Origin of the sequence: Rhizobium sp. S163 (assembly GCF_030380805.1) — a bacterium.
Classification (GTDB): domain Bacteria; phylum Pseudomonadota; class Alphaproteobacteria; order Rhizobiales; family Rhizobiaceae; genus Rhizobium.
On the sequence record NZ_JAUDSA010000003.1, the window covers coordinates 659,949 to 680,640 of the forward strand.

Annotated in this window: 32 protein-coding genes; 25 read left to right on the top strand and 7 right to left on the bottom strand. The window is 57.3% G+C overall.

Going from position 1 to position 20,692, the window contains the following annotated elements; translation table 11 throughout:
• The first annotated feature begins 2 nt into the window (after positions 1-2).
• The 16 genes from QTL96_RS03450 (at position 3) to QTL96_RS03525 (ending at position 9,858) form a co-directional block, all read left to right on the top strand.
• Positions 3-974 carry a hypothetical protein gene (locus QTL96_RS03450; RefSeq protein WP_289726687.1) on the top strand — a complete coding sequence of 324 codons (972 nt, stop codon included), beginning with the start codon at positions 3-5 and terminating at the stop codon, positions 972-974.
• A gap of 1 nt (position 975) precedes the next feature.
• Positions 976-1,386: a recombination protein NinB gene (locus QTL96_RS03455; protein ID WP_289726688.1), complete on the top strand. Its 411-nt coding sequence runs from the start codon at positions 976-978 to the stop codon at positions 1,384-1,386.
• Entirely contained in the window at positions 1,383-1,718 is a 336-nt protein-coding gene (locus tag QTL96_RS03460) for a hypothetical protein (protein WP_289726689.1), read from the top strand. The genes QTL96_RS03455 and QTL96_RS03460 overlap by 4 nt, the downstream gene beginning before the upstream one ends.
• Positions 1,715-2,020, top strand: coding sequence for a hypothetical protein (locus QTL96_RS03465; RefSeq protein ID WP_289726690.1), 306 nt, complete (start codon positions 1,715-1,717; stop codon positions 2,018-2,020). The genes QTL96_RS03460 and QTL96_RS03465 overlap by 4 nt, the downstream gene beginning before the upstream one ends.
• Positions 2,017-2,346: a hypothetical protein gene (locus QTL96_RS03470; protein ID WP_289726691.1), complete on the top strand. Its 330-nt coding sequence runs from the start codon at positions 2,017-2,019 to the stop codon at positions 2,344-2,346. Before QTL96_RS03465 ends, QTL96_RS03470 begins: the two co-directional genes overlap by 4 nt.
• Positions 2,343-2,786 carry a hypothetical protein gene (locus tag QTL96_RS03475; protein WP_289726692.1) on the top strand — a complete coding sequence of 148 codons (444 nt, stop codon included), beginning with the start codon at positions 2,343-2,345 and terminating at the stop codon, positions 2,784-2,786. The genes QTL96_RS03470 and QTL96_RS03475 overlap by 4 nt, the downstream gene beginning before the upstream one ends.
• A gap of 196 nt (positions 2,787-2,982) precedes the next feature.
• Positions 2,983-3,402: a DUF968 domain-containing protein gene (locus tag QTL96_RS03480; RefSeq protein ID WP_132670361.1), complete on the top strand. Its 420-nt coding sequence runs from the start codon at positions 2,983-2,985 to the stop codon at positions 3,400-3,402.
• Positions 3,399-3,623, top strand: coding sequence for a hypothetical protein (locus QTL96_RS03485; protein WP_289726693.1), 225 nt, complete (start codon positions 3,399-3,401; stop codon positions 3,621-3,623). Before QTL96_RS03480 ends, QTL96_RS03485 begins: the two co-directional genes overlap by 4 nt.
• A 1-nt stretch (position 3,624) precedes the next feature.
• Positions 3,625-3,981, top strand: coding sequence for a hypothetical protein (locus tag QTL96_RS03490; RefSeq protein ID WP_289726694.1), 357 nt, complete (start codon positions 3,625-3,627; stop codon positions 3,979-3,981).
• Between the two features lies 1 nt (position 3,982).
• Positions 3,983-4,336, top strand: a complete 354-nt coding sequence (locus QTL96_RS03495) for a hypothetical protein (RefSeq protein WP_289726695.1) — start codon at positions 3,983-3,985, stop codon at positions 4,334-4,336.
• 20 nt (positions 4,337-4,356) lie between these two features.
• Positions 4,357-4,758, top strand: coding sequence for a hypothetical protein (locus QTL96_RS03500; RefSeq protein WP_289726696.1), 402 nt, complete (start codon positions 4,357-4,359; stop codon positions 4,756-4,758).
• Positions 4,751-5,104 (top strand): hypothetical protein, encoded by a 354-nt coding sequence (locus tag QTL96_RS03505; RefSeq protein WP_289726697.1) that lies wholly within the window; start codon positions 4,751-4,753, stop codon positions 5,102-5,104. The genes QTL96_RS03500 and QTL96_RS03505 overlap by 8 nt, the downstream gene beginning before the upstream one ends.
• Positions 5,101-6,030 (top strand): hypothetical protein, encoded by a 930-nt coding sequence (locus tag QTL96_RS03510; protein ID WP_289726698.1) that lies wholly within the window; start codon positions 5,101-5,103, stop codon positions 6,028-6,030. The genes QTL96_RS03505 and QTL96_RS03510 overlap by 4 nt, the downstream gene beginning before the upstream one ends.
• A 49-nt stretch (positions 6,031-6,079) precedes the next feature.
• On the top strand, positions 6,080-6,571 hold the full coding sequence (locus QTL96_RS03515; protein ID WP_289726699.1) for a hypothetical protein: 492 nt from the start codon (positions 6,080-6,082) through the stop codon (positions 6,569-6,571).
• A 198-nt stretch (positions 6,572-6,769) separates the two neighbouring features.
• Positions 6,770-8,026, top strand: a complete 1,257-nt coding sequence (locus QTL96_RS03520) for a hypothetical protein (RefSeq protein WP_289726700.1) — start codon at positions 6,770-6,772, stop codon at positions 8,024-8,026.
• Between the two features lie 215 nt (positions 8,027-8,241).
• Positions 8,242-9,858, top strand: coding sequence for a DUF6538 domain-containing protein (locus QTL96_RS03525; protein WP_289726701.1), 1,617 nt, complete (start codon positions 8,242-8,244; stop codon positions 9,856-9,858).
• Positions 9,859-9,890: 32 nt separating this feature from the next.
• On the opposite strand, the gene QTL96_RS03530 is transcribed toward QTL96_RS03525, so the two are convergent.
• Positions 9,891-10,616, bottom strand: a complete 726-nt coding sequence (locus QTL96_RS03530; RefSeq protein ID WP_289726702.1) for a hypothetical protein — start codon at positions 10,614-10,616, stop codon at positions 9,891-9,893.
• A gap of 1,091 nt (positions 10,617-11,707) precedes the next feature.
• On the opposite strand from QTL96_RS03530, the gene QTL96_RS03535 reads away from it, so the two are divergent.
• The 9 genes from QTL96_RS03535 to QTL96_RS03575 all read left to right on the top strand — a co-directional run bounded on the left by QTL96_RS03535 (position 11,708) and on the right by QTL96_RS03575 (position 16,289).
• Entirely contained in the window at positions 11,708-12,103 is a 396-nt protein-coding gene (locus tag QTL96_RS03535; RefSeq protein ID WP_289726703.1) for a hypothetical protein, read from the top strand.
• Positions 12,103-12,648: a hypothetical protein gene (locus QTL96_RS03540; protein WP_289726704.1), complete on the top strand. Its 546-nt coding sequence runs from the start codon at positions 12,103-12,105 to the stop codon at positions 12,646-12,648. The genes QTL96_RS03535 and QTL96_RS03540 overlap by 1 nt, the downstream gene beginning before the upstream one ends.
• Positions 12,649-12,721: 73 nt before the next feature.
• On the top strand, positions 12,722-13,015 hold the full coding sequence (locus QTL96_RS03545; RefSeq protein WP_289726705.1) for a hypothetical protein: 294 nt from the start codon (positions 12,722-12,724) through the stop codon (positions 13,013-13,015).
• Positions 13,008-13,169 (top strand): transglycosylase SLT domain-containing protein, encoded by a 162-nt coding sequence (locus QTL96_RS03550; RefSeq protein ID WP_289726706.1) that lies wholly within the window; start codon positions 13,008-13,010, stop codon positions 13,167-13,169. Before QTL96_RS03545 ends, QTL96_RS03550 begins: the two co-directional genes overlap by 8 nt.
• Before the next feature lie 203 nt (positions 13,170-13,372).
• Complete coding sequence (locus QTL96_RS03555; protein ID WP_289726707.1) at positions 13,373-13,873, top strand: hypothetical protein; 501 nt, start codon at positions 13,373-13,375, stop codon at positions 13,871-13,873.
• A 508-nt stretch (positions 13,874-14,381) separates the two neighbouring features.
• On the top strand, positions 14,382-14,528 hold the full coding sequence (locus tag QTL96_RS03560) for a hypothetical protein (RefSeq protein ID WP_289726708.1): 147 nt from the start codon (positions 14,382-14,384) through the stop codon (positions 14,526-14,528).
• 22 nt (positions 14,529-14,550) lie between these two features.
• Positions 14,551-14,913 (top strand): MarR family winged helix-turn-helix transcriptional regulator, encoded by a 363-nt coding sequence (locus QTL96_RS03565; RefSeq protein ID WP_289726709.1) that lies wholly within the window; start codon positions 14,551-14,553, stop codon positions 14,911-14,913.
• A 134-nt stretch (positions 14,914-15,047) separates the two neighbouring features.
• On the top strand, positions 15,048-15,683 hold the full coding sequence (locus tag QTL96_RS03570; protein WP_289726710.1) for a recombinase family protein: 636 nt from the start codon (positions 15,048-15,050) through the stop codon (positions 15,681-15,683).
• Between the two features lie 132 nt (positions 15,684-15,815).
• Positions 15,816-16,289 (top strand): hypothetical protein, encoded by a 474-nt coding sequence (locus tag QTL96_RS03575; RefSeq protein WP_289726711.1) that lies wholly within the window; start codon positions 15,816-15,818, stop codon positions 16,287-16,289.
• Between the two features lie 23 nt (positions 16,290-16,312).
• On the opposite strand, the gene QTL96_RS03580 is transcribed toward QTL96_RS03575, so the two are convergent.
• From QTL96_RS03580 to fdhD, 6 genes are all read right to left on the bottom strand, one after another.
• Complete coding sequence (locus tag QTL96_RS03580) at positions 16,313-17,818, bottom strand: hypothetical protein (RefSeq protein ID WP_289726712.1); 1,506 nt, start codon at positions 17,816-17,818, stop codon at positions 16,313-16,315.
• A gap of 391 nt (positions 17,819-18,209) precedes the next feature.
• Positions 18,210-18,392 (bottom strand): hypothetical protein, encoded by a 183-nt coding sequence (locus QTL96_RS03585; RefSeq protein WP_289726713.1) that lies wholly within the window; start codon positions 18,390-18,392, stop codon positions 18,210-18,212.
• 16 nt (positions 18,393-18,408) lie between these two features.
• Positions 18,409-18,609, bottom strand: coding sequence for a hypothetical protein (locus QTL96_RS03590; protein ID WP_289726714.1), 201 nt, complete (start codon positions 18,607-18,609; stop codon positions 18,409-18,411).
• Between the two features lie 191 nt (positions 18,610-18,800).
• Positions 18,801-19,319, bottom strand: coding sequence for a DNA starvation/stationary phase protection protein (locus QTL96_RS03595; RefSeq protein ID WP_289726715.1), 519 nt, complete (start codon positions 19,317-19,319; stop codon positions 18,801-18,803).
• Positions 19,320-19,359: 40 nt separating this feature from the next.
• Positions 19,360-19,521, bottom strand: coding sequence for a hypothetical protein (locus QTL96_RS03600; protein WP_289726716.1), 162 nt, complete (start codon positions 19,519-19,521; stop codon positions 19,360-19,362).
• A gap of 278 nt (positions 19,522-19,799) precedes the next feature.
• A complete protein-coding gene (gene fdhD / locus QTL96_RS03605; protein WP_289727164.1) occupies positions 19,800-20,579 on the bottom strand; it encodes a formate dehydrogenase accessory sulfurtransferase FdhD in 780 nt (259 codons plus the stop codon).
• Positions 20,580-20,692 lie beyond the last annotated feature (113 nt).

The following is a 20,692-nucleotide window of genomic DNA, read 5'->3' on the forward strand; positions in this document are numbered from 1 at the left end:
CAATGAACAGCCACGTCCCTGCACTCTCCGGCGGCGGCAATGTCCTCGCCATCGTGCCTCAGACCTTCGAGGAAACGCTGCGCATCGCGAGAGCGGTTTGCGCGTCCGGCCTCGCTCCGTCGGCGCTGATCGGCAAGCTTGAAGGCGACGATGCCGCCGCAGCGGTGGCCGTCGCCATCATGTCGGGCGCTGAGCTGGGCTTGAAGCCCATGGTCAGCCTTCGGAGCTTCACCGTCATCAACGGCAAGCCGGCGCTCTATGGCGACGGCCTGATCAACGTCGTTCGCATGTCCGGCAAGGTCGCGTATCTCCGCACCGGTTGCGAAGACCGCAATGGCAAGATGGTCGGATTTTGCGAGGCCAAGCGTCTCGATACCGGGGAGGACAAGCGGGTCGAGTTCTCGCAGGCCGACGCCGAGCGCGCCGGCCTGTGGCAGACCAAGGCCGTGGTCACTAAGTGGAACAAGTGGGACAAGAAGAACGAAGAAAAGCCGAACGACAGCCCATGGTATCGGTTTCCCCAGCGCATGCTCGCCTGGCGCGCCGCCGGCTATTGCCTTCGTGAACTCTTCGGCGACGTGCTCGGCGGTATCCGCGACGAGTTCGAAGTGCGCGAGATCGCCGACGCCGAGGAGATGCGCAACATCACTCCCGAGCCGGCCGGCGAAAGCAAGCCAACCCCGCCTAAGCCTCCGAAGCCGCCCGCTCCCCCGTCGGCAGTCAAGACCATTGACGCCGAGCCGGTGAAGGATACGGGCGAGGAAGGGGCTGCCGAGTTCGATCTAGGCGCCTACCTCGACGAGATCGAGACGGCAATCGCCGGCGCAAAGGATGAAGCCAGCGTCGAGGAGATCTGGAACGACTTCGACGCTCCGGCCACGCTCGAGAGTGAATGCCACGCCGACATGATAGATGCGGCCCTCGCGATCAAGACGCGCCGTCTGGCGATGCTTTCGCCTCTGAATGGAGGCTGACATGGGCAGAGCGCTCCTTGTCCTCGCGAACCAGCACTTCCGCGAAAAGGCGATCGACTGGATATGCCGCGCGCCCGTGGATACGCGCGTCGAGTTCAAGGGACCGAAGCGCAGCCTGCCTCAGAACGACCGCATGTGGGCAATGCTCACTGATCTCGCCAACCAGCTCGTCTGGTACGGCCAGCGCATGACGCCGGACGATTGGAAGCTCGTCATGCTCGATGCGCTGCGCCGGGAAGCCCACGAGCAGCTCCGCATCGTCCCGAACACCGACGGAACTGGCTTCGTCAATCTCAGCACGTCGTCATCCGACCTATCGAAGGAAGAAATGACGGCTCTCATCGAAATCATCTTCGCTTTCGGCGCGCAGCACAGCGTCGAATGGTCCGATCCGAAAGGAAAAGCGGCATGACCAGCAACAAACGCCTTCTCCCCGGTAGCATGTCCGATGAGGACGCTCTGACTTGCAACGATCCGATCACGGCCTTCATCGCGCGCCTTTCGGTGTCGCGGGTCCACGATGACCTGACGGCATTCGTAAACTCGGAGATCCATCGACCTGGAGCCGACCTCAATCACATGCTCATAGGCATGGCGGCTTACATGATCCAGATGCATGCGAGTTTGGCAGCCTCGTTCTTCGAAGAAGACATGGCGGACAGCGTTGCAGGGCAATTCAAGGGCGTATTCGACCAGACGTACCGTCGACACTTCATCGATTCAGCGAAGGAGATGTCAGTATGACGGAAGCCACCGACACATTCGAAGCCACCGAGAAAGCTCGCGTCCGCATCCCTACCATGGCGAAGATCATCGACGACTTCGCTTTCGATCAGGCTGGCGAGTTCATTACTGCCGGCCAGTCCACGCGCGAAGCTACCTCGATCGTAGCAAACATGCTGATCCGCTCCGCCTGGACGATTGCATCCATAGCCGTGGTTGAAGCAGGTGGTGTTCCTGACAAGGACAAGTTCCGCGCTGCTGTCGAATCTCAGCTCAATTCCATCACCTTCAAGATTGTAGAGAAAGAGGGAGGCGCGGCATGAGCCTGATCTCAAAACAAACCGCCATGGACATAGCCCTCGCCTATCGCGAGGTCGAAAGCGCCGAGAAACTGCTTGCGGAGATCACCGACGAGTTCAATCGGCGAACCACACCTGACATTCGCGATGCATTCGGTCGCCTGCAGGATGGCCTTCAGCTCGGCGTTCCGAGCGGAAGCAACAGCCACCGCCTGTTCAACGTTCCGTGGTCGATCTGCAAGCCAGTCATCGAGCTGCACATTCAGGAGCAGCGCAGCAAGATCGCGATCCTGACTGAACGGGCCAAAGATGAGATGGCCAGCCGCCCGGCCGAAGGCGGTGACGCATGACCGAATCCCTTTACGTCTTCCTCAAGCGTGACCTTTTCGAACGCCCAGGCCATCAGGGTTATACGGGCATCAAAGAGCTTGCCGGCGCTTGGCCTCTATCTCTGGTGAAATCCGACCTTGTGCCGGTCAGGGATAAGTACGACCCGAAATATCAGGATAGCTACGCGCTGCCCGTCGATCTCGCGCCTGACTTCACCAGAGCCTGCTTTCACGATCTGGCGATAGCTCACCTTCAAAAGAAGGTCGCGGCCTTCGAAGAGGCAGTCACCCCAAGTGGCGACACGAAGTACGCCTATCACGGCGAGTTCAAATTCAATCAGATAGCGGTCGATGAGGACGGCGAGGAGCGCAGCTACCCAGTCTATGTCCCGTGGACAACGGTCAAAGAAATCATGGCTGCGATATCTGTGCGCGCCAAGACCTCCATAGGTGCCGCATGAGAACCGCCTCCGAATATCTACAGAAACGCCCCCATGCCCGCCCATCGACGATAGCCCACCGGGAAAAGGTAGCCGCCACCGTTGAGCAGCTTCAGCGCGAGATAACCGCCAAGGGGATGGCCTCCCGCCCAAGGAGCGAGACCACCGTGCGGAAGATGATGCGGGGGATCGCGGCTTTGATGGGGAGGATCGGCTGATGGCTTTCCAGATCGCCCCACGCCCACTCAACCCGATCCCGTCCAAACGCCCCCAGAAGCGCAAAGGCTACCTGTCTTGGATACACACGTTGCCATGTGTTGTTACCGGCCAGTCAACGGTCCAGGCGGCGCACGTCTCCTTCGCTTCTCCGTGGCACGGCCACTATGGACGAGGGAAAGGCACGAAGGCACCCGACCGTTTCGCTCTTCCTCTTTGTGAGGCAGAGCATACCCGCCAGCATTCCATGAACGAAACCGCATATTGGAGCTCCGTAGGCATCAACCCGCACGAGCTGGCCAACACCTTGTTCGGCCTATGGAGCGACTACGAGGAATACGAGGCCACCGAGCGTGCAACGTCGCGGATACTTTCCGGCCTCGCCGCCAATGACCGCCTTCCTTCGAGGGACACGCTATGAAGAACCCCAACACAATCAATCTCGCCACGTCCGATGAAGTTCGAAAGGCCGGTTGGCAGGCTGAGACCCGCGATGCTGACGGCCATCTCTGCCGCACGCATGTTCCTTTCGAAACCGACGAAGACATCGTCTGGCTTGTTCGTGAGGCGATGGAGCACGGCGAGACTGTCACCATTTGGCCACCCGCCCAGCTTTACGCGCCGATACAGGAGACGAGATAAGATGGTGCCAGGAATTTCGCGTTTCAGGTGCGGCTTCCCCGGCTGCGAGGAAATCGTTCGGTACGAGACAAACAATCGCAAGCATGCGGTTGATCTTGAACTTCGCTACGGCAACGGCCAGTGGCGTTGCGTTCGACACTCCCAGCCGAGCTCGGTGCTCTCTGCCGATAACAATAGGATTGTCGACGAGATGGCGGTGTTCGAAGAGACACACGGCCTCTACTGGGGCAAAGACAAGGCATTCAGTGGATTCGCCCACGGTCCCGGCTTCAAGGCGTTTGCCGAAGATTTCCCGCCAGGCACGATCCTTCGCGTCACCGCCGAGCTTGTTTTCCCTCCCCACCAGAAAGGCAAGTGATATGAGCGAGAATATCCCCGCAGGGTGGAAGCTTGTCCCGATCGACGCCACCAAAGCTATGGAAGAGGCCGCAGTTTCCCGCGTCCGGCCCTACCATGACACAGACTGGAGCCAGCATATGCCGAAGGACTTGTTCCGCTTGGCGTGGCCGGCGTTGCTTGATGCGGCACCCCAACCGCCCCTTTCTAAACCGGGTGGTACGTCAGTCGCCAATTTTGAGGCTCACCTCACCCGCATCCTAGAAGAATACGAACAGCGCCGAGAAGCGATCCAAGAGGATGAAGAGGTCAAGGACCGGTTCATCATCTTGCGCGCTTTCGAACTTGCTGTCGCCGCACGGGAGGATCAGCCGTGAGCCAGACACCCACAGACGATATGGTCGATGCAGCGCGGTTCACCTTGATCGGAATTTGCGGCTTCGAGGTCACGGCTCAGACCGTGCGCAAGGCGCTTGAAAGCGCTCTGGCTGCAGCACCCGCGCCCGCAGAGCATGTGATGGGGATCGAGCCGGTTCTGTATGTCAGCGAAAAACAGCTCGATCAGTGCATTGGAACCTATCTTCCTACCCGTGCAACAGCGGAGGGAAACTTTCAGCTGCCGCTATATCGACGCCCCGCAGCCGCAGATCCTGTAATGGCGGCCGCCAGATCCTTCATGGACCTGTTCGTTGTCGATGATCAGGGGCTTTCGGTCGATCACATCGACATGATGGAGCTGACCCACCGCTTTGTCGCATTGGGCGCTGCCCTCAAGATCGAGGGATACGGCAATGATTGATCAAGCAACAATCGAGCGCGTATCCGCTGCAATCGATAGCGCTGACGTCGGTTTCAATATGAAGCTTACCCGCCTTGTCGATGGCGTGCACACTTACGAATTGCGGATGGATGGCAAGGTCGAAGAGTTCGACAATACCGATGATCTCTACATCCGCGTCCGCGAGATCAAGCAGCGGAAGCAGGCTGAAGCCATCATCCGAGCCCTCGGCGCAAGGGAACGCCGGCTAGAAGCGGCGCTGAAAACGCTCTCCCACTATTGGCAGGGCGAATATTGGGCCGGCGTATCACCTGCTGACAGCGAGAAGATCCGAGCCGCCATCAGTGCTTCGGAGGTGGAGGGATGAAATGGACCGGCCCAGAAAGCCAGTGGACCGGAGGCCTAGCGCATTGGGTGGTAGGCGATCGCGCATTCATATCCTGCGCGTTCACGTTCAAGCTGCCGGAAGCGCGGAAGTGGGCGATCTATTACCGCAGTATCGGCAAGACCGTGGCGATCGGCGGCCCGGCCATGGCTCATGTGAAGACGCAGAAATACATGGAGGATGTTGCCATCGTCCCTCGCGGCGCTGGCAATCCCGGCCGCCACGATGGCGCGCTGCAGCGTCATAACCCGGCGGCTACGATCGCAAGCCGTGGCTGCTCTGAGAAGTGCTCATTCTGCATCGTGCCTTTCATGGAAGGCGCGTTTAGTGAGCTGCCCAACTTCCCGGTTCTTCCTGTCTTGTGCGACAACAACCTGTCCGGCCTGCCTGACGATTACCAAGACCACATCATCGGCCGCTATAAGGCCGAGGGTGTTCCGCTTCTCGATGCCAACAGCGGTTTCGAACCGAGGACGTTCAGCGCCAAGGTTTTCGAACGCTGGCGCGTCATCAACAAGGGCGTCTGGCGGCTGGCCTATGATGATCTCGTCGAGCGCGATTTCATCCGCGAGGCCATGGCGATCCTACGGGGTGCCGGCATCGCGCCACGCAAGGTGCAGATCTACACCCTCCTCGGGAACGAGCCTTATGAAGCCTGCATGCAGCGCGTCCGCGAAGTCATTGAGTGGGGCGGCGAACCGTTCTGCCAACCGCTGATGAAGCTGGTTTCCCTGACCCGAGATCCGCACGTCAAACACGACTGGACCGCCAAGAAGCTGCGCGCCGTTGCCCGTTGGGCCAACAACCGCATGTGGCGATCGGTAGCCCCTCGCTTCGAAGATTACGACCCGTCCGTCCGGCGCGCACCACGCGCCCGATACGACGCTACGCAAGGATTGTTCATATGACGATCGATAACACCGGGTACCCATCACCCTCGCAGAGGGAGGGCAGCGAATGACCAGAGCAGCACTCGACCCAGCCTTCCACCTGATGCCAAAGGATCAGGTGTCTCGCGTTTTCGATCAGCAGGATTGCGACATCGACCACGAGTTCCTTGGGTTCACCAGCATCTACCTCGCACTGGCATCGATCATACCAGTTCACTGGACGGTGGTTGATCTCGGATGCGCCTTTGCTCCGCAGGCACTGATCTTCAAGGATCATGCCCGATATGTCGGCGTCGACATGAACACCAAGGAGAGGTTCTCGGCTCCGAACACTCAACACCACAGCATGCCGATCTCAGCGTTCCTGGCAAAGCATCTGGCCGAGTTCGATCAGAACACCACGTTCGCGATATGCTCTTACGTTCCAGCATGGAGCGACGACAACGTTGGATTGGCTCGATCGAGCTTCAAGAACGTGTTCACCTACTATCCGGCGGGGACGCAAAAACCGTTTCGTCCAAGCAGGCCTGTGGACGGCAGCAGTGGAAAGCGGGGATAACATGGGAACAGAGTTTACCCCCATCTCCATCGATGACCTGATTTCGCACGATCAGGTGCTTGAGCAGTACCCTTTCCTCAGCGCCCAGATCTTGAATCGGTGGCTTCGCGAGAGGTCCATTCGGTGCTTTAAGGGAAAAGACGGCAAGACGGTCTATCCGAAGTCGGATCTATCTGGCGCTTTGAACAGGGAAATGGCATGCGAAGAGACAGAGGACCAAAAGGCCTTTGGCAGTACAAAGACCAGTGGATCGGTGTCGAAGCCGGTCGATCCGGGTTCTATCGCTACTGGTACGATGACGGAAGCGGACGCGTTAAGCGAAAAGCTCTGGCTGCAGTCGATCTCGAAGCAGCGAAGGAAGAACTCGTCGACATCCTCGGTGCCCCAGCCCCGTCTAGCCGAGACCCGCGAGAGGTCTATCTCTTCGCCGTCCTGAAGCATTACCAAGACCACTACGCAGAGCCCAAGGGCTACAAACAGATGGCGGCTGTACGACGGGCTTCCGAACTCGTCTACACCGCCTTCCAGTCGTTTATGGGAGCGCCAAGGGTCTCGGACCTCACTAGGCTCAATCAACGCCGCGTCTGGGCTCATATGGCCGCCGAGAATGGACTGTCGGCAAAATCCATTATGACATACATGATTGCCGTCCGCGCTGCCGTGCACTACGCCTCAGTGCCGCAGCTCATTACGATTGCTGACGAGCAGGTAGAGACCCAGCTGCTAGACGCCCCTGTCACCGTCTTCTGCAATCAGGCGGAGATAGCCGAGCACATCGGCGGCGAGATGTCGAAGCCGCGGGAGTACATTCCCACCTTTGCCGAACTCGGCAAATGGATCGATGCGATCGAGGAAGACGCGGATTTCCGGTTCGTGATGATCATGCTGAATACCTGCGCCCGAAACGAAGCCATCTTTGACTTGAGGCTATCGAAGCAGCGAAACACCGAGTTCGGGACGCTCGACCTGAATCCTGTCGGCAGGAGGCAGACGAAGAAGCGCCGACCGGTCATTCGCGTGACAACGAACCTGGCGGCATGGTTCGACCACTGGAAGGACGACAAGCCAGTTGGCCAGTATCAGGACACCGTAGAGAAGCGCCTGAACAAGCTCGGCAAGCCAACACTGGACGATGAGGGGGAAGTGACCGATATCGGTCTCGGCATGCCGGAGATGACATGCTACACGCTGCGGCACTTCATGGCGACGAACATGCGCCGTGCATCATTCCCTGTATCGAGGGAGCAGCGTTCGAAGTGGCTAGGCCACAAGGTCAGTGAGGGATCGACCACTACCGACTGGTATGAAAAGTTTGACCCGGATTATCTGGAAGAGCCAATGCGCGCTACCGAGGAAATCATCGCCAAACTGCAGAAGTTCACCAAGCGAAATCTCTTCGCTCCGACCACCCAGGCAGACGGCAAGGTCAGGGTGATTGACGGCGGGAAAGTGTGAGAGCACTGTGGGAGAAGTTCTGTATTGTTCTCCGGGTGTTCTCAAATGTTCCAAGGGAGAATTCCAGAGTTTCTGGGATGTTTGCCCTGAAGAGTGCGGTTTGGGACCAGAGGGTCGGGAGTTCGAATCTCTCCACTCCGACCATCATCTTCCCATTGAATTGGTTAGATAATTGATGTTGTTGAGTTTTGCGCCGCTTACTTTGGTACACAAAGATGGCGCACATGGTCCTCGCAATGCCCTCCCCCGTCCTCGTCGGTAATACCTTCTATCTTCGTGTCCGCGTCCCTGCTGACGTGCCTTCGAGCAAAGATGGGATAGCCATCACATTGCCAGTAGGCTCGAACCTGCGTCGAATCACGATGAAGGATTTCGTGAAGGTCTCACTGGAGACGCGCGAACCACGCATCGCCAAAGAGCGGTTCTCGACCGCTTATGCCGCGCTCCAGACTGTATGGAAGGCCCTCAAAGACGGGCCTAAACCCATCACGCATAAGCAGTCGCTGGCGATAGCTGGGGAGATCAGGGCAGCTTTCATCGAAGCATTTGATGATGATCCCGGCTCTATCGAGAGATGGCAACGAGTGCTTACGGCGAACACTTCCGCGAGGGCGGGCAAACTCAACGGACTCACCATCCCAACGCTCACACAGCAAGCCAAGGATATGGAGCGGCGCTTTGGCGAGCTGGCGGACGCACGCCTTGCTGCCCACGGCATTCTTCTGGCACCCCAGCATCGACAGCGCCTTCTTACTCAGGTCGCTGACGGTCTTGATGAGATGGCCACAATCAACCTCGCGAAAGCGGGTGGAGACTACTCAGACAATGGGGCGAGCCAGAAATACCCCACTTTCGAACAGTCCAGGCCGTCAGCGAATGTCGTCGCTCAAGCTTCTTCCGTAAGCTTCTCTGATGTCATTGATGAGCGCGTCCGTCGCCTCTCGGCTGGCAAGGATGCGGCGCCGCCACGAGACCGCACCATCGACAAGTACAGGTTGGCCTGCGAGGAGTTCGCGGCACATCGGAAATCCGCTGACGTGGCAACCGTTACCGCGACTGAGGCTGACCGATGGAAGCGGGCGATGATGGAAGCTGGCACCCTAAGCAACAACACCATTGGTCAGCGCTTGCAAAATGTAAGGACGGTTATCGAATGGGCGAGGAAAAACAGCCTTGGCGAGTTATACCCTCACGGAAACCCCCTTGAGGTCGTTGAGCGTCCGAGCTTCCAACCCAAGCCTAGCGACCTGTCCACCTACACGCTCGCCGAGGCCAAGACGGTTTTGGCTGCCGCTCGGAAGGAAACAGCGAACGACCTTCGTTGGCTTCCTTGGGTCTGTGCCTACTCAGGCGCTCGAATTGAAGAGGTTGCCCAGTTGACCAAGGGGGACTTCTTCAAAATGGGCGATGACTGGTTCTATCGGCTGACGTCGATGGGAGGAAAAAAACTGAAGAACCGTGGCAGCGAACGTCGAGTTCCGGTTCATCCTGCTCTGATCGACGAGGGTTTTATTGAGTTTATCAACAAGCTGAACATCAAGCACGATATACGCATTTTCACGACACGACCGACACAGCGCATTAGCGAGTGGCTCAGAAAATCCGTCGGGATCACCCGTAAGGAGCTAAAACCAAACCACGGATGGCGGCACCTCTTCGATGACCTGTGTATGCTTGGTGGGGTCATCGACGCAGCCAAACTTTATATCACTGGACGAATGACTGGGAGATCAGATGCAGGGTATGGAAAGAGCGATGTGATGCTGCCCGGCCTGGCATCCGAGATGAAAAAAATCTCATCGATAATCGCCGAAGATGTCACATTAAGGTGACAAACGTGCATCAGCCATCAAATCGGGCATACTTATTGGACGGGCGGCTTCGGCGCGCTTTTCCACCAGCTCAATACGGCATCTTGGTAAATAGCTCCGAGGGTGCCCAGAATAAAGAACCCCGCTAGCGCACCGACTACCAGCGATCGTCTCGCTGCCGCTTTCGCCCCATAACCCCATTTCAGCTGCAATCTCGGGAACACAAACGTCTTCAGCGATGCGTAAGCGATCGCAGTTAAAATCTGCAGCACGTAGAACCCATTCGAGGGCCAGTCCACGACATAAAGAAAAAGGAACACCGGCAGCACTATTACCGACATCAGAAGATCAACGGCCATGTGAAGATGTAGAATAGAACGGCAATAAGCACGGGTTGAGCGAAAGATCGTGTCGAGGTCGTGTCTAAGAGTGACGCAGGCCGCATACTCCCCTCGGATTTCATAGTTGACGACTGAATAGCCGATCTCGTCAGTTATCCGAATGTCAGCACCTATCGGCGAACGCCCGGCAGAAATTGCAGTCGCGGGGTCTTCAGCGAAGCTGATTGCAAGCCGTATGATGCGGTCGGCATCTGTCATCGGTAACGCGATAAAATCGGTTACGGACGAAACCTTCACTGTGAAGCCGTTCTTAAAATTCGTTGATATAGTGAAAATCCCCGGCCCCAAACCTTTGAGACGGGCCTCGAAGCTTCTCAGAACTCTTTCGTCGAAGTCTCGTGCGAAGTGTATCTTCCGGTCAACATATGTATCCGCCATTCGGTGCCCCAATCACTGCGTAACCAGAGTCATGCAGACATCACCGCCTTAGCAGATTGAGCCGACTCAACTGCCCGCCAGATTAACGCGATAATTAAGCGACAACAGCGCTTCGGTTGCTTGCCCCCAAAATCTTTCCGCAAATCAATTCACCTGTGTCGCCGTTAACTCATTGATTTGCGGCGCACCGTAGATAAACGTATTCACAGGTGGATAAGTCAATGAATTTTAATGATTTTCTTTCGATTGACACGGCTCTACCGGCGAACTCTAACGGTGTTTGTTCTGGCCGGGACGAACATCAACAGGGGCAAGAAAATCGATGCGTTATTTCATACAGACAAGGTGGTTTGAGGCTTATTTCGAGTTGCGCGAAAAGCGCATCCTTGATCGCTTCTATCTACACAGCGTCGAGGACGGGAACCATGAGTTCTGGCTTGGGCGGTGCTACTTGACGTTTTACTCATACCGAAGCAGCGCGGTGACCGCACGTGTTAGCGTGTAGACCGGACCAACATCTCATAGGCCCCGTGGAGCAATCTGCGGGGTTTCTTTATTCGACCGATTACCACGCACTTTAGAACAGAGCGAAGCTCGATCAATTACCCCATCCTTTAGAAGAGAGGAGAAAAATCAATTACTACCCACTTTAGGATAGAGCGAAAGACGATCAATTACCCCTCACTTTAGGAAAGAGGGGAGACCAATAATTACCCCTCCCTTATGGGGAAGACAAAAGCAATAAAGGACGAGGAGAGTGGGCTGATGAAAAAGAGTTCTCTCTCCGAATGATCTTTATGATGGGTGGAGGTGATAAGAACCCTCATCCACCAAGACGCAATCCCCAGAGGAAACCATAAGGTGACCTGTAATGGGAAGCGTCAACTTCCCCGCCAAGTATGCGCACAGTCCATCCATGGACGCTCGACATCTGAGAGTGCGCTGACGTTGGCTGAAATCTCAGCCGATGTCCTTCGTTCTCGTGGCTGTGGTGGCCATCGGTCCTCTTGTCGCATTGTCCTGCCGACGAGAGGGCCGGTCTTCAGCCACGCCCCGCTGATCAGTCACCACCCCACCCCATGAGACCTAACATGCACAATGAACCGTCCGCGAATAGCGGCCACGGCACACCCATGCCGTTGAACAACGTCCAAACCCTAACCTACCGCTCCACCTCAATACGCTTCGCGCTGATCGCCGGCCAACCTTGGTTTGTCGCGGCAGACGTTTGCAAGGCGGTGGGAGTCTATAACTACCGCCATGGTGCCGCGAATAACGTGCGGGCGCTTGCTCCCACGCATAAGGCACTGGCGCGATTGTCTGACGTTCCCCGAGGATCGCCTAACGTGCTGATCGTTTCTGAGACCGGTCTCGACAAGCTGCTCTGGCTGGCGTTGCATAGCGTCACCGAAAGCTGGTTAGCCCTTTCCGACATCAAGGCCCATGTGGCCACCATTGTTGCGAATGTTGCGAAGGAGGCAGCCTAATGTGTACCCCGTGGAGCATGATCGGCCTCGCCGTTGGCGCGATTGGGAAGGGCTTGGAGTATCAAGCAGACGTTGCCCAAGCCACTGAGCAGAACCGACAGTACCGAGAGAACGCTGCCAGGGCAAACCAGAATGCCCGCGACCAACAGTTCCAGACGCAGCAGCGCATGCTGCAGGAGCAGGAGAAGGGCGCGGCTGAGAAGATGGACACGACCCGTCAGGCTCAGGCAGCGAAGGCAACCGCAGCAGTGGCTGCAGGCGAGGCGGGTGTTTCCGGCCTCTCCGTCGATGCCCTATTGGCCGAGTTCGACGGCCGCGCTGCGGCAGCTAACGACCGCACCGATCAGAACACCGAATGGACCCTGAACCAGCTCAACAACGAAATGAAGGGCATCAGGTCCAACGCTGAAGATCGCATCAGCTCGGTCCAGCGAGCGGCAGCTCCGTCATTCTTCAACACCGGCCTCAAGATCGCAGGGGTCGGCCTCGACGAAGTGAATGATTACAACGCGATACAGCGCGGCGAGCGTCCACGCGGGCGCTGATATGAACCTTACCCCATGCTCACTTTTCAGCGGGGTTCGTCCGAAATCACCACCACAACCCACGAGTAATAACATGAACATTCTCCACCTCATTACAATGACCGTCGATTTCCACGATGCCGCCATCCCCACGTTTGTCTCCCGCTGCACGGAAATCGATGGAGCGCCGTATGTACTGGCGAAAGACATCGGTCTTTACTACGACCTGAAAGCCGACGAAGATGGTGACTACCGCTCGCTCCTAGCAGGTGCAGGTATTCCATACATCGACCGCGAGGTTTCCCATAAGGGCAAGCCGCTTGGGTCTCACGCCCTGTTGACCGAAGCCGCCTCAAAGCTGATGCGTGCGGTGCCGAAGAATGGCTGACGTTCCCTCCATCATCACTGATGCCGCAGCTCGCTACGGTATCGACCCAGACTACGCTCTGGAGTCTGCCCAGATCGAGAGCGGCCTCAATCCCCACGCCCAGAACAAGACCTCCACCGCAGGGGGCCTGTTCCAGTTCATCGACAGCACTTGAGGCAAGTACGGCGAGGGCGCGTCCAAGTACGATGCCTATGCCTCCGCTGACGCCTTCATGCGCTTCACGCTCGACAACAAGAACTACCTCACGAAGAAGCTCGGTCGTGATGTCTCCAGCGGTGAGCTTTACCTCGCGCATCAGCAGGGTGCCGGTGGGCGCTGAACCTCCTGTCCAACCCCAACGCCATGGCAGTGGACCTCGTGGGTCGCGCTGCGGTCATGGGCAACGGTGGTCAGTCGGGCATGCTCGCCTCCGAGTTCGCCAGCCTCTGGACCTCCAAGCTGGGTAAGACGAAGGTCGGCAATGGCCCCTCAGGGCTGGTCATGCCGGGATCGATGGGAAACTCCCAGAACCCCGGTGACTTCTCGGTTCACGATCAGGGGCGCATCAGTGCATCTGATGTGGTCCCCACGATGAACACCACACGGGCCGAAGAGGTCCAGCAGGAGAAGGACCGTAAGGCTGCCATGCCGTCCTACGGTGATGCAATCGCGATCGCTGTGAAGAACGAGTGGTCGGTACTGACACCCTTTCGTGCTTTGGGCCACTACGATCCTGACCCTGACTTCAAGCTCACGGAAGACAAGCTAAGGGCCTACGGCGACAGCATCCCTGATGCCTACCTCGACGAGTTCGCTGATGCGGTCTCTGATGAGCATGCTGATGCAAACCTCAAGGCATCCTTCCCTTCTCCCGCATGATGGGCGCTGTCCAGTTCCTGAACTGGGTCGGCTCGGGCCTACCTCGAAGAGAGCTTAGAGACTGACAATGATGGCCCCTGAGGGAAACCTTGGGGGCTGTTCTCTATCGTATGACGTATGAACCAAGGACACGCGCCGAGCTGGTGGCGGGCACTTCCATCGCCCGCATGCTCACCGCTCGTCCTTTGTCGATACGCCATCACCGGAAACGTTGTCCCTACCCCACATCTGCCTTCCGCCTCGACAGTTGGACCTCACGGCTCTTGAGAGGGCAGACGTGAAGGGGGACGAAATGTTTTGGTGCAAAATTATCTGGGGTCAAATCAGATGTAAGGAATCGGCAGTTCCCCCCTCGGCCCCATATCCACATATATCCACAGCGTCTCGCACCCCCTGCGAAGGACGAAATGCATCTATCTTTGCAGCCGTGAGTCGCTGATGACGCTAGGCTATTGCAACCGAGTCCTCGCCTGATTAGCCTCGCCCTTCCTGACAGGTGGAGGTGTCGATGACGAAAGACGTGGTGCTGACGTGGCTCTTCTGCTTGTCGGTGTTAGGGTTTCTAGCATTTGCCGGGATTAGTGGCGGTGGCCATCGGGCCACCTCTGTCGATGACGACTATTTCGGTTCGACCACCTTCAGGCCAAGCCGCTGATCCAACCTCAGGGAACTCAGAGATGATGACAGCATCGACCAATGCCAGCGAGCGCAAGCCAGCACTTTTCCGCACTGTGCAACTCATCGAGCAGCTCCGAGAAATCTTTCCAGACATTCCGATGCAGACAATCTCCGTGTTCCTGATCATCGCGATGAAGCCCGGTCTATATCAGAGAGACCTGTTGAAGCTGGTGGACCTGAGCCAAGCCGGGATATCTCGAAATGTAATGGCTCTTGGGGAGGTGAACCGCCATGGAAAGCCAGGACTTGGATTGATCAGCCAGCAGCGCGACCCGTTCGACAACCGCCAAGTACGCCTATGTCTTACCGCAGCCGGGACCGCTTTGGTGGAGCGGGTGATCGCAACAGTGAGAGAGGCTTGAGCGCAGCTTGTCCGTACAGGTATACCGCAACGGACAGATCGAAACGGCCAGCCACCGTGTCCGATAGGGTTGACATCTAGCTTTCGTACACATATCCATTCGGTCACAATCCTATCGGACACATGGAGAGACCAATGGCCACCTTCCTCTACGCCCGCGTATCGACCTCAGAGCAGACCCTCGACCATCAGAAGACCCAAGCCGAGAGGGCTGGCTTCACCTTCGACCATGTCATTGCCGACCACGGCGTCTCTGGGGTGTCTGTACTCATGAAGGACAGGCCCGAGGGTAAGCGTCTCTTCGACATGCTGCGGGCCGGTGACACCCTCGTCGTGCGCTGGGTAGACCGGCTGGGCAGGAACTATGCAGACGTGACCGACACCATTAGAGACTTCATGCGTCGAGGCGTGGTGATCAGGACCGTTATCAACAACATGACCTTTGACGGCTCGACCTCCGATCCAATGCAGATGGCTGTGAGGGACGCGATGATCAGCTTCATGGCGGCTTCAGCGCAAGCGCAGGCAGAGGCCACCAAGGAAGCACAGAAGGCCGCTATCGACGCCCTAAAGGCTAAAGACGATGGCACCTACAAGGGCCGTAAGCCTAGCTTCACCCGAGCCGCGTATGAGACCGTGATTGACCTTCTCGGCAAGAACTCCAGCGTCTCAGAGATCGCCCAGGCATCGGGCCTAACCCGCCAAACGGTTTACAGGATTAAGGAAGACCCCGCTGCTGCTGAGAAGGCGTTGGCTATCTGGTCTCTATAGATCGAACGTCACCCGAGAGTTTGCAGGCGTTCGCTTCTCTTACCCTGATTATATTTTTCGACCTCAGCCGTTCCTGAATTCAGGGCGGCTTTTTTGTTTAATCGTCCCTCCACCCCCCTCAAAGGAAACCTCATGGACACCATCACTGCCCCTCAGCGCAAGCGTATGGGCCGAGTACCAAAAGACCCTAATTGCCCCAAGAACGCTGCCCAGAGAGCAAAGTATCATCGCAAGATGGCACGGCTACGGGAAAACCCTAAGGCGTATCAGGAACACCTCGACAAGATGGCGACTTACCAGCGAGCCTACCGTCAGACTGAAGAGGGTCATGCGGTCGCGCAGGCTGCGACAGATCGTTGGAAAGAGGCGAACCCCGAGTACGCCCGAGAGAAATATCAAACGGTCATAAGACCCCAAGTGGTCGAGCGCATAGGCGAGATCGTGAGCCGGTTCGATGACCTTCAGGAAGAGCAGCGACTGGCCTTCGTGGAGTCGCTTTGCGATACCCGACACGATGACTACATCACCATGTTTGCCATGCAGTGGGCCGCAGTGCGGGATAGGATTGTACCTTATCTGGTCCAGCTCGGGGAGGAAGACGAATAGTCACGCACTACTCGTCGTGTTCGCTAGTGGTTGGGGGGCGCGGATTTCCCGTCGACTTCAACTATCTTCAATTTCGGCCGCCGCACGATGTTCATTCCAGAACCCGCCGCACCGTCGACAAGGGTGCCACCTTGGGCTGCCGTCTCAAGCGTGCTGCCAGCCAGAAGTTCTTGGCCAAAGACGTCTTTGTAACTATCTCGAAACTTCTGGTTCTGCCTCATACCCCTGAACACAGGCCAATCACGGTAGCTCTCGGCCGTTAGCGCGCCCGCCTTCCCCCCATCCCTCATAAGGCTGCAGACCAGATCAACGTCTTCTCGGACTGCAGCTACACAAATCTGAAAATTAATCCCGGTAGCCGACCAGTCTTCCTTATTCAAAATTGACTTCGCACGCGGGGCGTCTCCTCCAAGTCTGACAGCGTTAGCAAGGTTAACGATCATCATTCGACGTGTTGCGTCGGACGAGTGCTTCTTTACCCCATGGGCGCCGAACTCAAGGAGTTGCTCAGCCAGCACGTAGTCTCGGGCAATGATCATATCCATCCCGCGTTGGTTCAAGTCTGAGTCTGCTGCCGAGCGTTCAGCTTCAACAAACTTCCTCCATAGGACGTGGCCCAGCTTCAGTCCAAGCTCGCTCACTGTCTTGACCGCCGCCTTGAGATAGACAGCATCGGTAACCAGCTTGTCGCCTACTTTTGCTGAGCTTTTGTAGCCGTGTTCAGCGCAGTTCTTTAGGTATTGCTGCGACACCACCCCACCTGTGTGCGTCAATAAATTCCTTCGTTCACACAGCTCAATAAAGTCGGGCCATATGGTCAGCCCCTCTCTCAGTTTAATGCTGAACCGCTTTTCCATGAACGAGAACTGCTCGTGGTGACTGTTCCTGATAGCGGTTTCCACCTCCTTCTCAATTATCTGAGTCTTCGCTTCTTCGAGGCTGTCAAATTTAAGGAGGTCTGAATATTTTATGTCTCTTTCGGAGGTGAAGATTATCTCCTCCTTCGTTAGGAAGACGGCTTTAAGTAGCCTTGCAAGATAGGCATCGTAGACGCTTATAAGGCCAATTACTGATATTTCCGGCAGGTGTTCAGCACCGTTCAAGGCAGCAATCGAAGCTTGGTGTTTCTGAAACAATGTACCGAGATGGCCAGCCGACACCTCAAAGACTGAGAACTCCTCACTCTCGAATTCTTCAACTTTCGATCCTAGTTTTTTTACAAACCCACCGATTTCATTGTTTGCCATCGCGCCCGAAACGAGCGGAGAAAGCTCAATCGTGAAGGGGATCATGTTGCGATAGGTTGTCATCATCGATGCGAATGATGATATCGCTTCTTGGAACAAGCTAGATCGATCGTCAGGGGCAGCTTCGGTGGCATCCGTCCCGTCAGCCTCAGAGCCGTTGGCCTCTGTCGTCCCCCAATTTGCGAAGGTCTCGGGCGTAGGTCGTTCGAGCATTATTGCGTGCCCGGTAAACCGGTCATCTTCTTTCCTGAACGTAACGTAAATCACTTCGACTTCTGGCATTTGACATCCCAAGCGTTACTTCAGCCAGTCACCACTGGCATTCTCGATTCTAGTTCAACACAACATCACATCCCGACCCATCATTCCACCCAAGAGGGCGGACTTAAAAGTTTTCAACAATAGGTGTTTGACGTCTACACTCTCACGTGCAAGCGTATTGCTTCATTGATATCATTGGGAGCTTGAACAATGGCAACGCCACTGGTACACACCTGAACGGTTTCAGGCGCTAGAACCCATATATTCTGGGGTTTGAGGGGAAGTTTCACAGACTTCGAATCTCTCCACTCCGACCATCATCACCACGCTGAAATAGCTGGTAAATTTCCCTGAAAACTTGATCAATCGACGTAGCCAGGCAAATGCCTTGTGAGAGCTGTAGCGCGTATCGCTACCGGCCTCGCGGCAATTCGCCAAGAGAACCGTCGCTCTTGCCCGCGAGATGGACGAACACCAAGTCTCGGTGATGGGGCAGCTCAAGCGCTTGCGCGACATTCATGATCCCAAGCGGGATCCGCCGCCCATCCCTTTGAATTGACACTTCGACCAGCGGATTGCATTCGTTCGTCATCACCGTTTCCTCCTCATGCCTATCCACCGCCATCCTCGCGCAGCCCATTGAGCGCGGTGCATAGGAACGCCGGCAGCGTGAACTGCCAGTAGAGACGTTCCCAGAGCGACGCATCCGGATCAGCATCGAGCAGCGCTTCCAGCGGCATCGAGGGAAATGGCCGTATCTGCCCGGATACAGGCTGGCTTGCCGCGCCGTCGCGAAATGCCTGGGTGGTCATGGCGCATCCCCTTTCGTTTTATGAACGCAGCCTAGGACGGGGCCGGCGATCTCGAAATCCTATTGGGGTGTAGCTGCAACCATACCAAGGTATGTGGCATTTCCGCTCCGATAGCTCCGGCGCCACGAATCAAAAAACCATCCCCGACCGGCAAGGCCAGGGATGGCTGACGACAAGGCAATCGCTTCGGCTTACGCGCCGCGGCGCGTGCTCTCGAACAGGAACCAGGCGCGGCGCTCGCCTTCATCGATCCAGTTTTCCAGCAGGCTCGTCGTCGCGACGTCGTTATGCTCGGATGTCAGCTCGTGCAGCTGGCGCATCAGGCCCACGAGCTGCTTGTTGTCGTCGCGCAGCTCGGCAAGCATATCTTCCGGCGTCACGTAATCAGCATCGTTGTCGAGCAGCCGTTGCAGGCGCCCGATGTGGCCGATGGAGCGCAACGTCGTGCCGCCGATCTTGCGGGCGCGCTCGGCGATGTCGTCGGTCATGGCGAAGATCTGCTCGCCCTGCTCGTCCAGCATCAGGTGATAGTCGCGAAAATGCGGGCCGGACATGTGCCAGTGAAAATTCTTCGTCTTCATGTAGAGCACGAACACGTCGGCAAGCAGCGCCGTCAGCGCCGCCGCGATATCGGTCGTGGCGTTCGAGGAGAGATCCGTCGGGGTGGCGAGCGCTGCACGCTGGATCTTGGATGCGGGTTGATATGTCATGGTCGGTGTCTCCTGATGGTGGGGCGTGGACGGGGTTGGATCAGTGGATGGTCGAGGCTATCAGCAAGACCGGCAGGCGCGTCTCGTCGTGATCGACGGTGATCGCGATCCGCCGCGGCCGCTTCTCGTCGGGCAGCTGCGCCGGCGGGCTGGTTTCAGGTTGTTTGGCAGCTAGGGAGAATGGCTTCTTGAACGACGACATGGGATCGGCTCCAGTCCGGTGATGTGGCTGAAGCTTAGGCGGCCTTCTTCGCTCGGCCTATTCTATGGTCGTCTAGTCGGACCAAACCTAAGTATAGTTATGGAGCGGATGGGAACGGGCTAGTTTCTTCTCGTGCCTCACGTCCCCTCCGTGAGGCGGTAGCGCCAGACGCTACATGTCTTCGATCCCGCCCCCGCATCGAAGACGCGGATCGCTCCCCCTCGATCCGCCAGAGACCGCCCCCTACCCCGGGGCGGTCTTTCCTTTTTGGGTTAGGCTTAGAAAATCACCCGGTGCGGATGCGTGAAGATTTCGAAATCCTCTCCGCGCGCAACGGCGATCATGGTGATCCCGGCCTCCTCGGCGGTGCGAATGGCATAGGCCGTCGGCGCCGAAATCGCGATCAGGATCGGGCTTCCGAGAAACCCGGCTTTCTGGATCATCTCGATCGAAAGCCGGCTGGTCACGACAACCGCGCCGCTGCCGCCGGAAACGCCCGAGCCGACGACGGCACCGCAGAGCTTGTCCAGCGCGTTGTGCCGGCCGACATCCTCGCGCACTGCCAAAAGCCCGCTCCCCGGCACGAAAAATCCGGCGCCATGCACTGCGCGGGTCTTGTGGTTGAGCTGCTGGTGATCGCCGAGGCTCGCCACCGCGCGCGCGATGTCATCAGGCGTCATCGTCAGATCGGACGACAACACCGGCCGCACCGTACGCACGGCCTGCTCAAGCGATTCGATGCCGCAGAGCCCGCAACCCACCGGCCCCATCATATGCCGCCGTCGCGCACGCAGCTTCTCCTCGACATCCTCGACGAGCGCGATCTGCACGTCGATGCCAACCTCGTCTTGAACGATCTCGATCGCCTCGATCTGCGAGACCGTGTCGATCAGCCCCTCGGTAAGGCTGAAACCGACGGCGAAATCGACGAGATCATCCGGCGTCGCCATCATCACCGCATGCGAACTGCCGCCATAGGAAAAGGCGATCGCCACCTCCTCGGGAACGCTGCGTGTCGCAGGTGCTGCAACCCCGCCCCGAAAGGCGATCGTTTGCACCGCTTCATGGCTCGCTCGGCTATCGACGAAACTGATATTCACTCTGCTCTTCCCTGAACAACGCGGCCTGGCCGGATAGTGGACCGCTCGACAAGCACTATAGGCCCGGACCG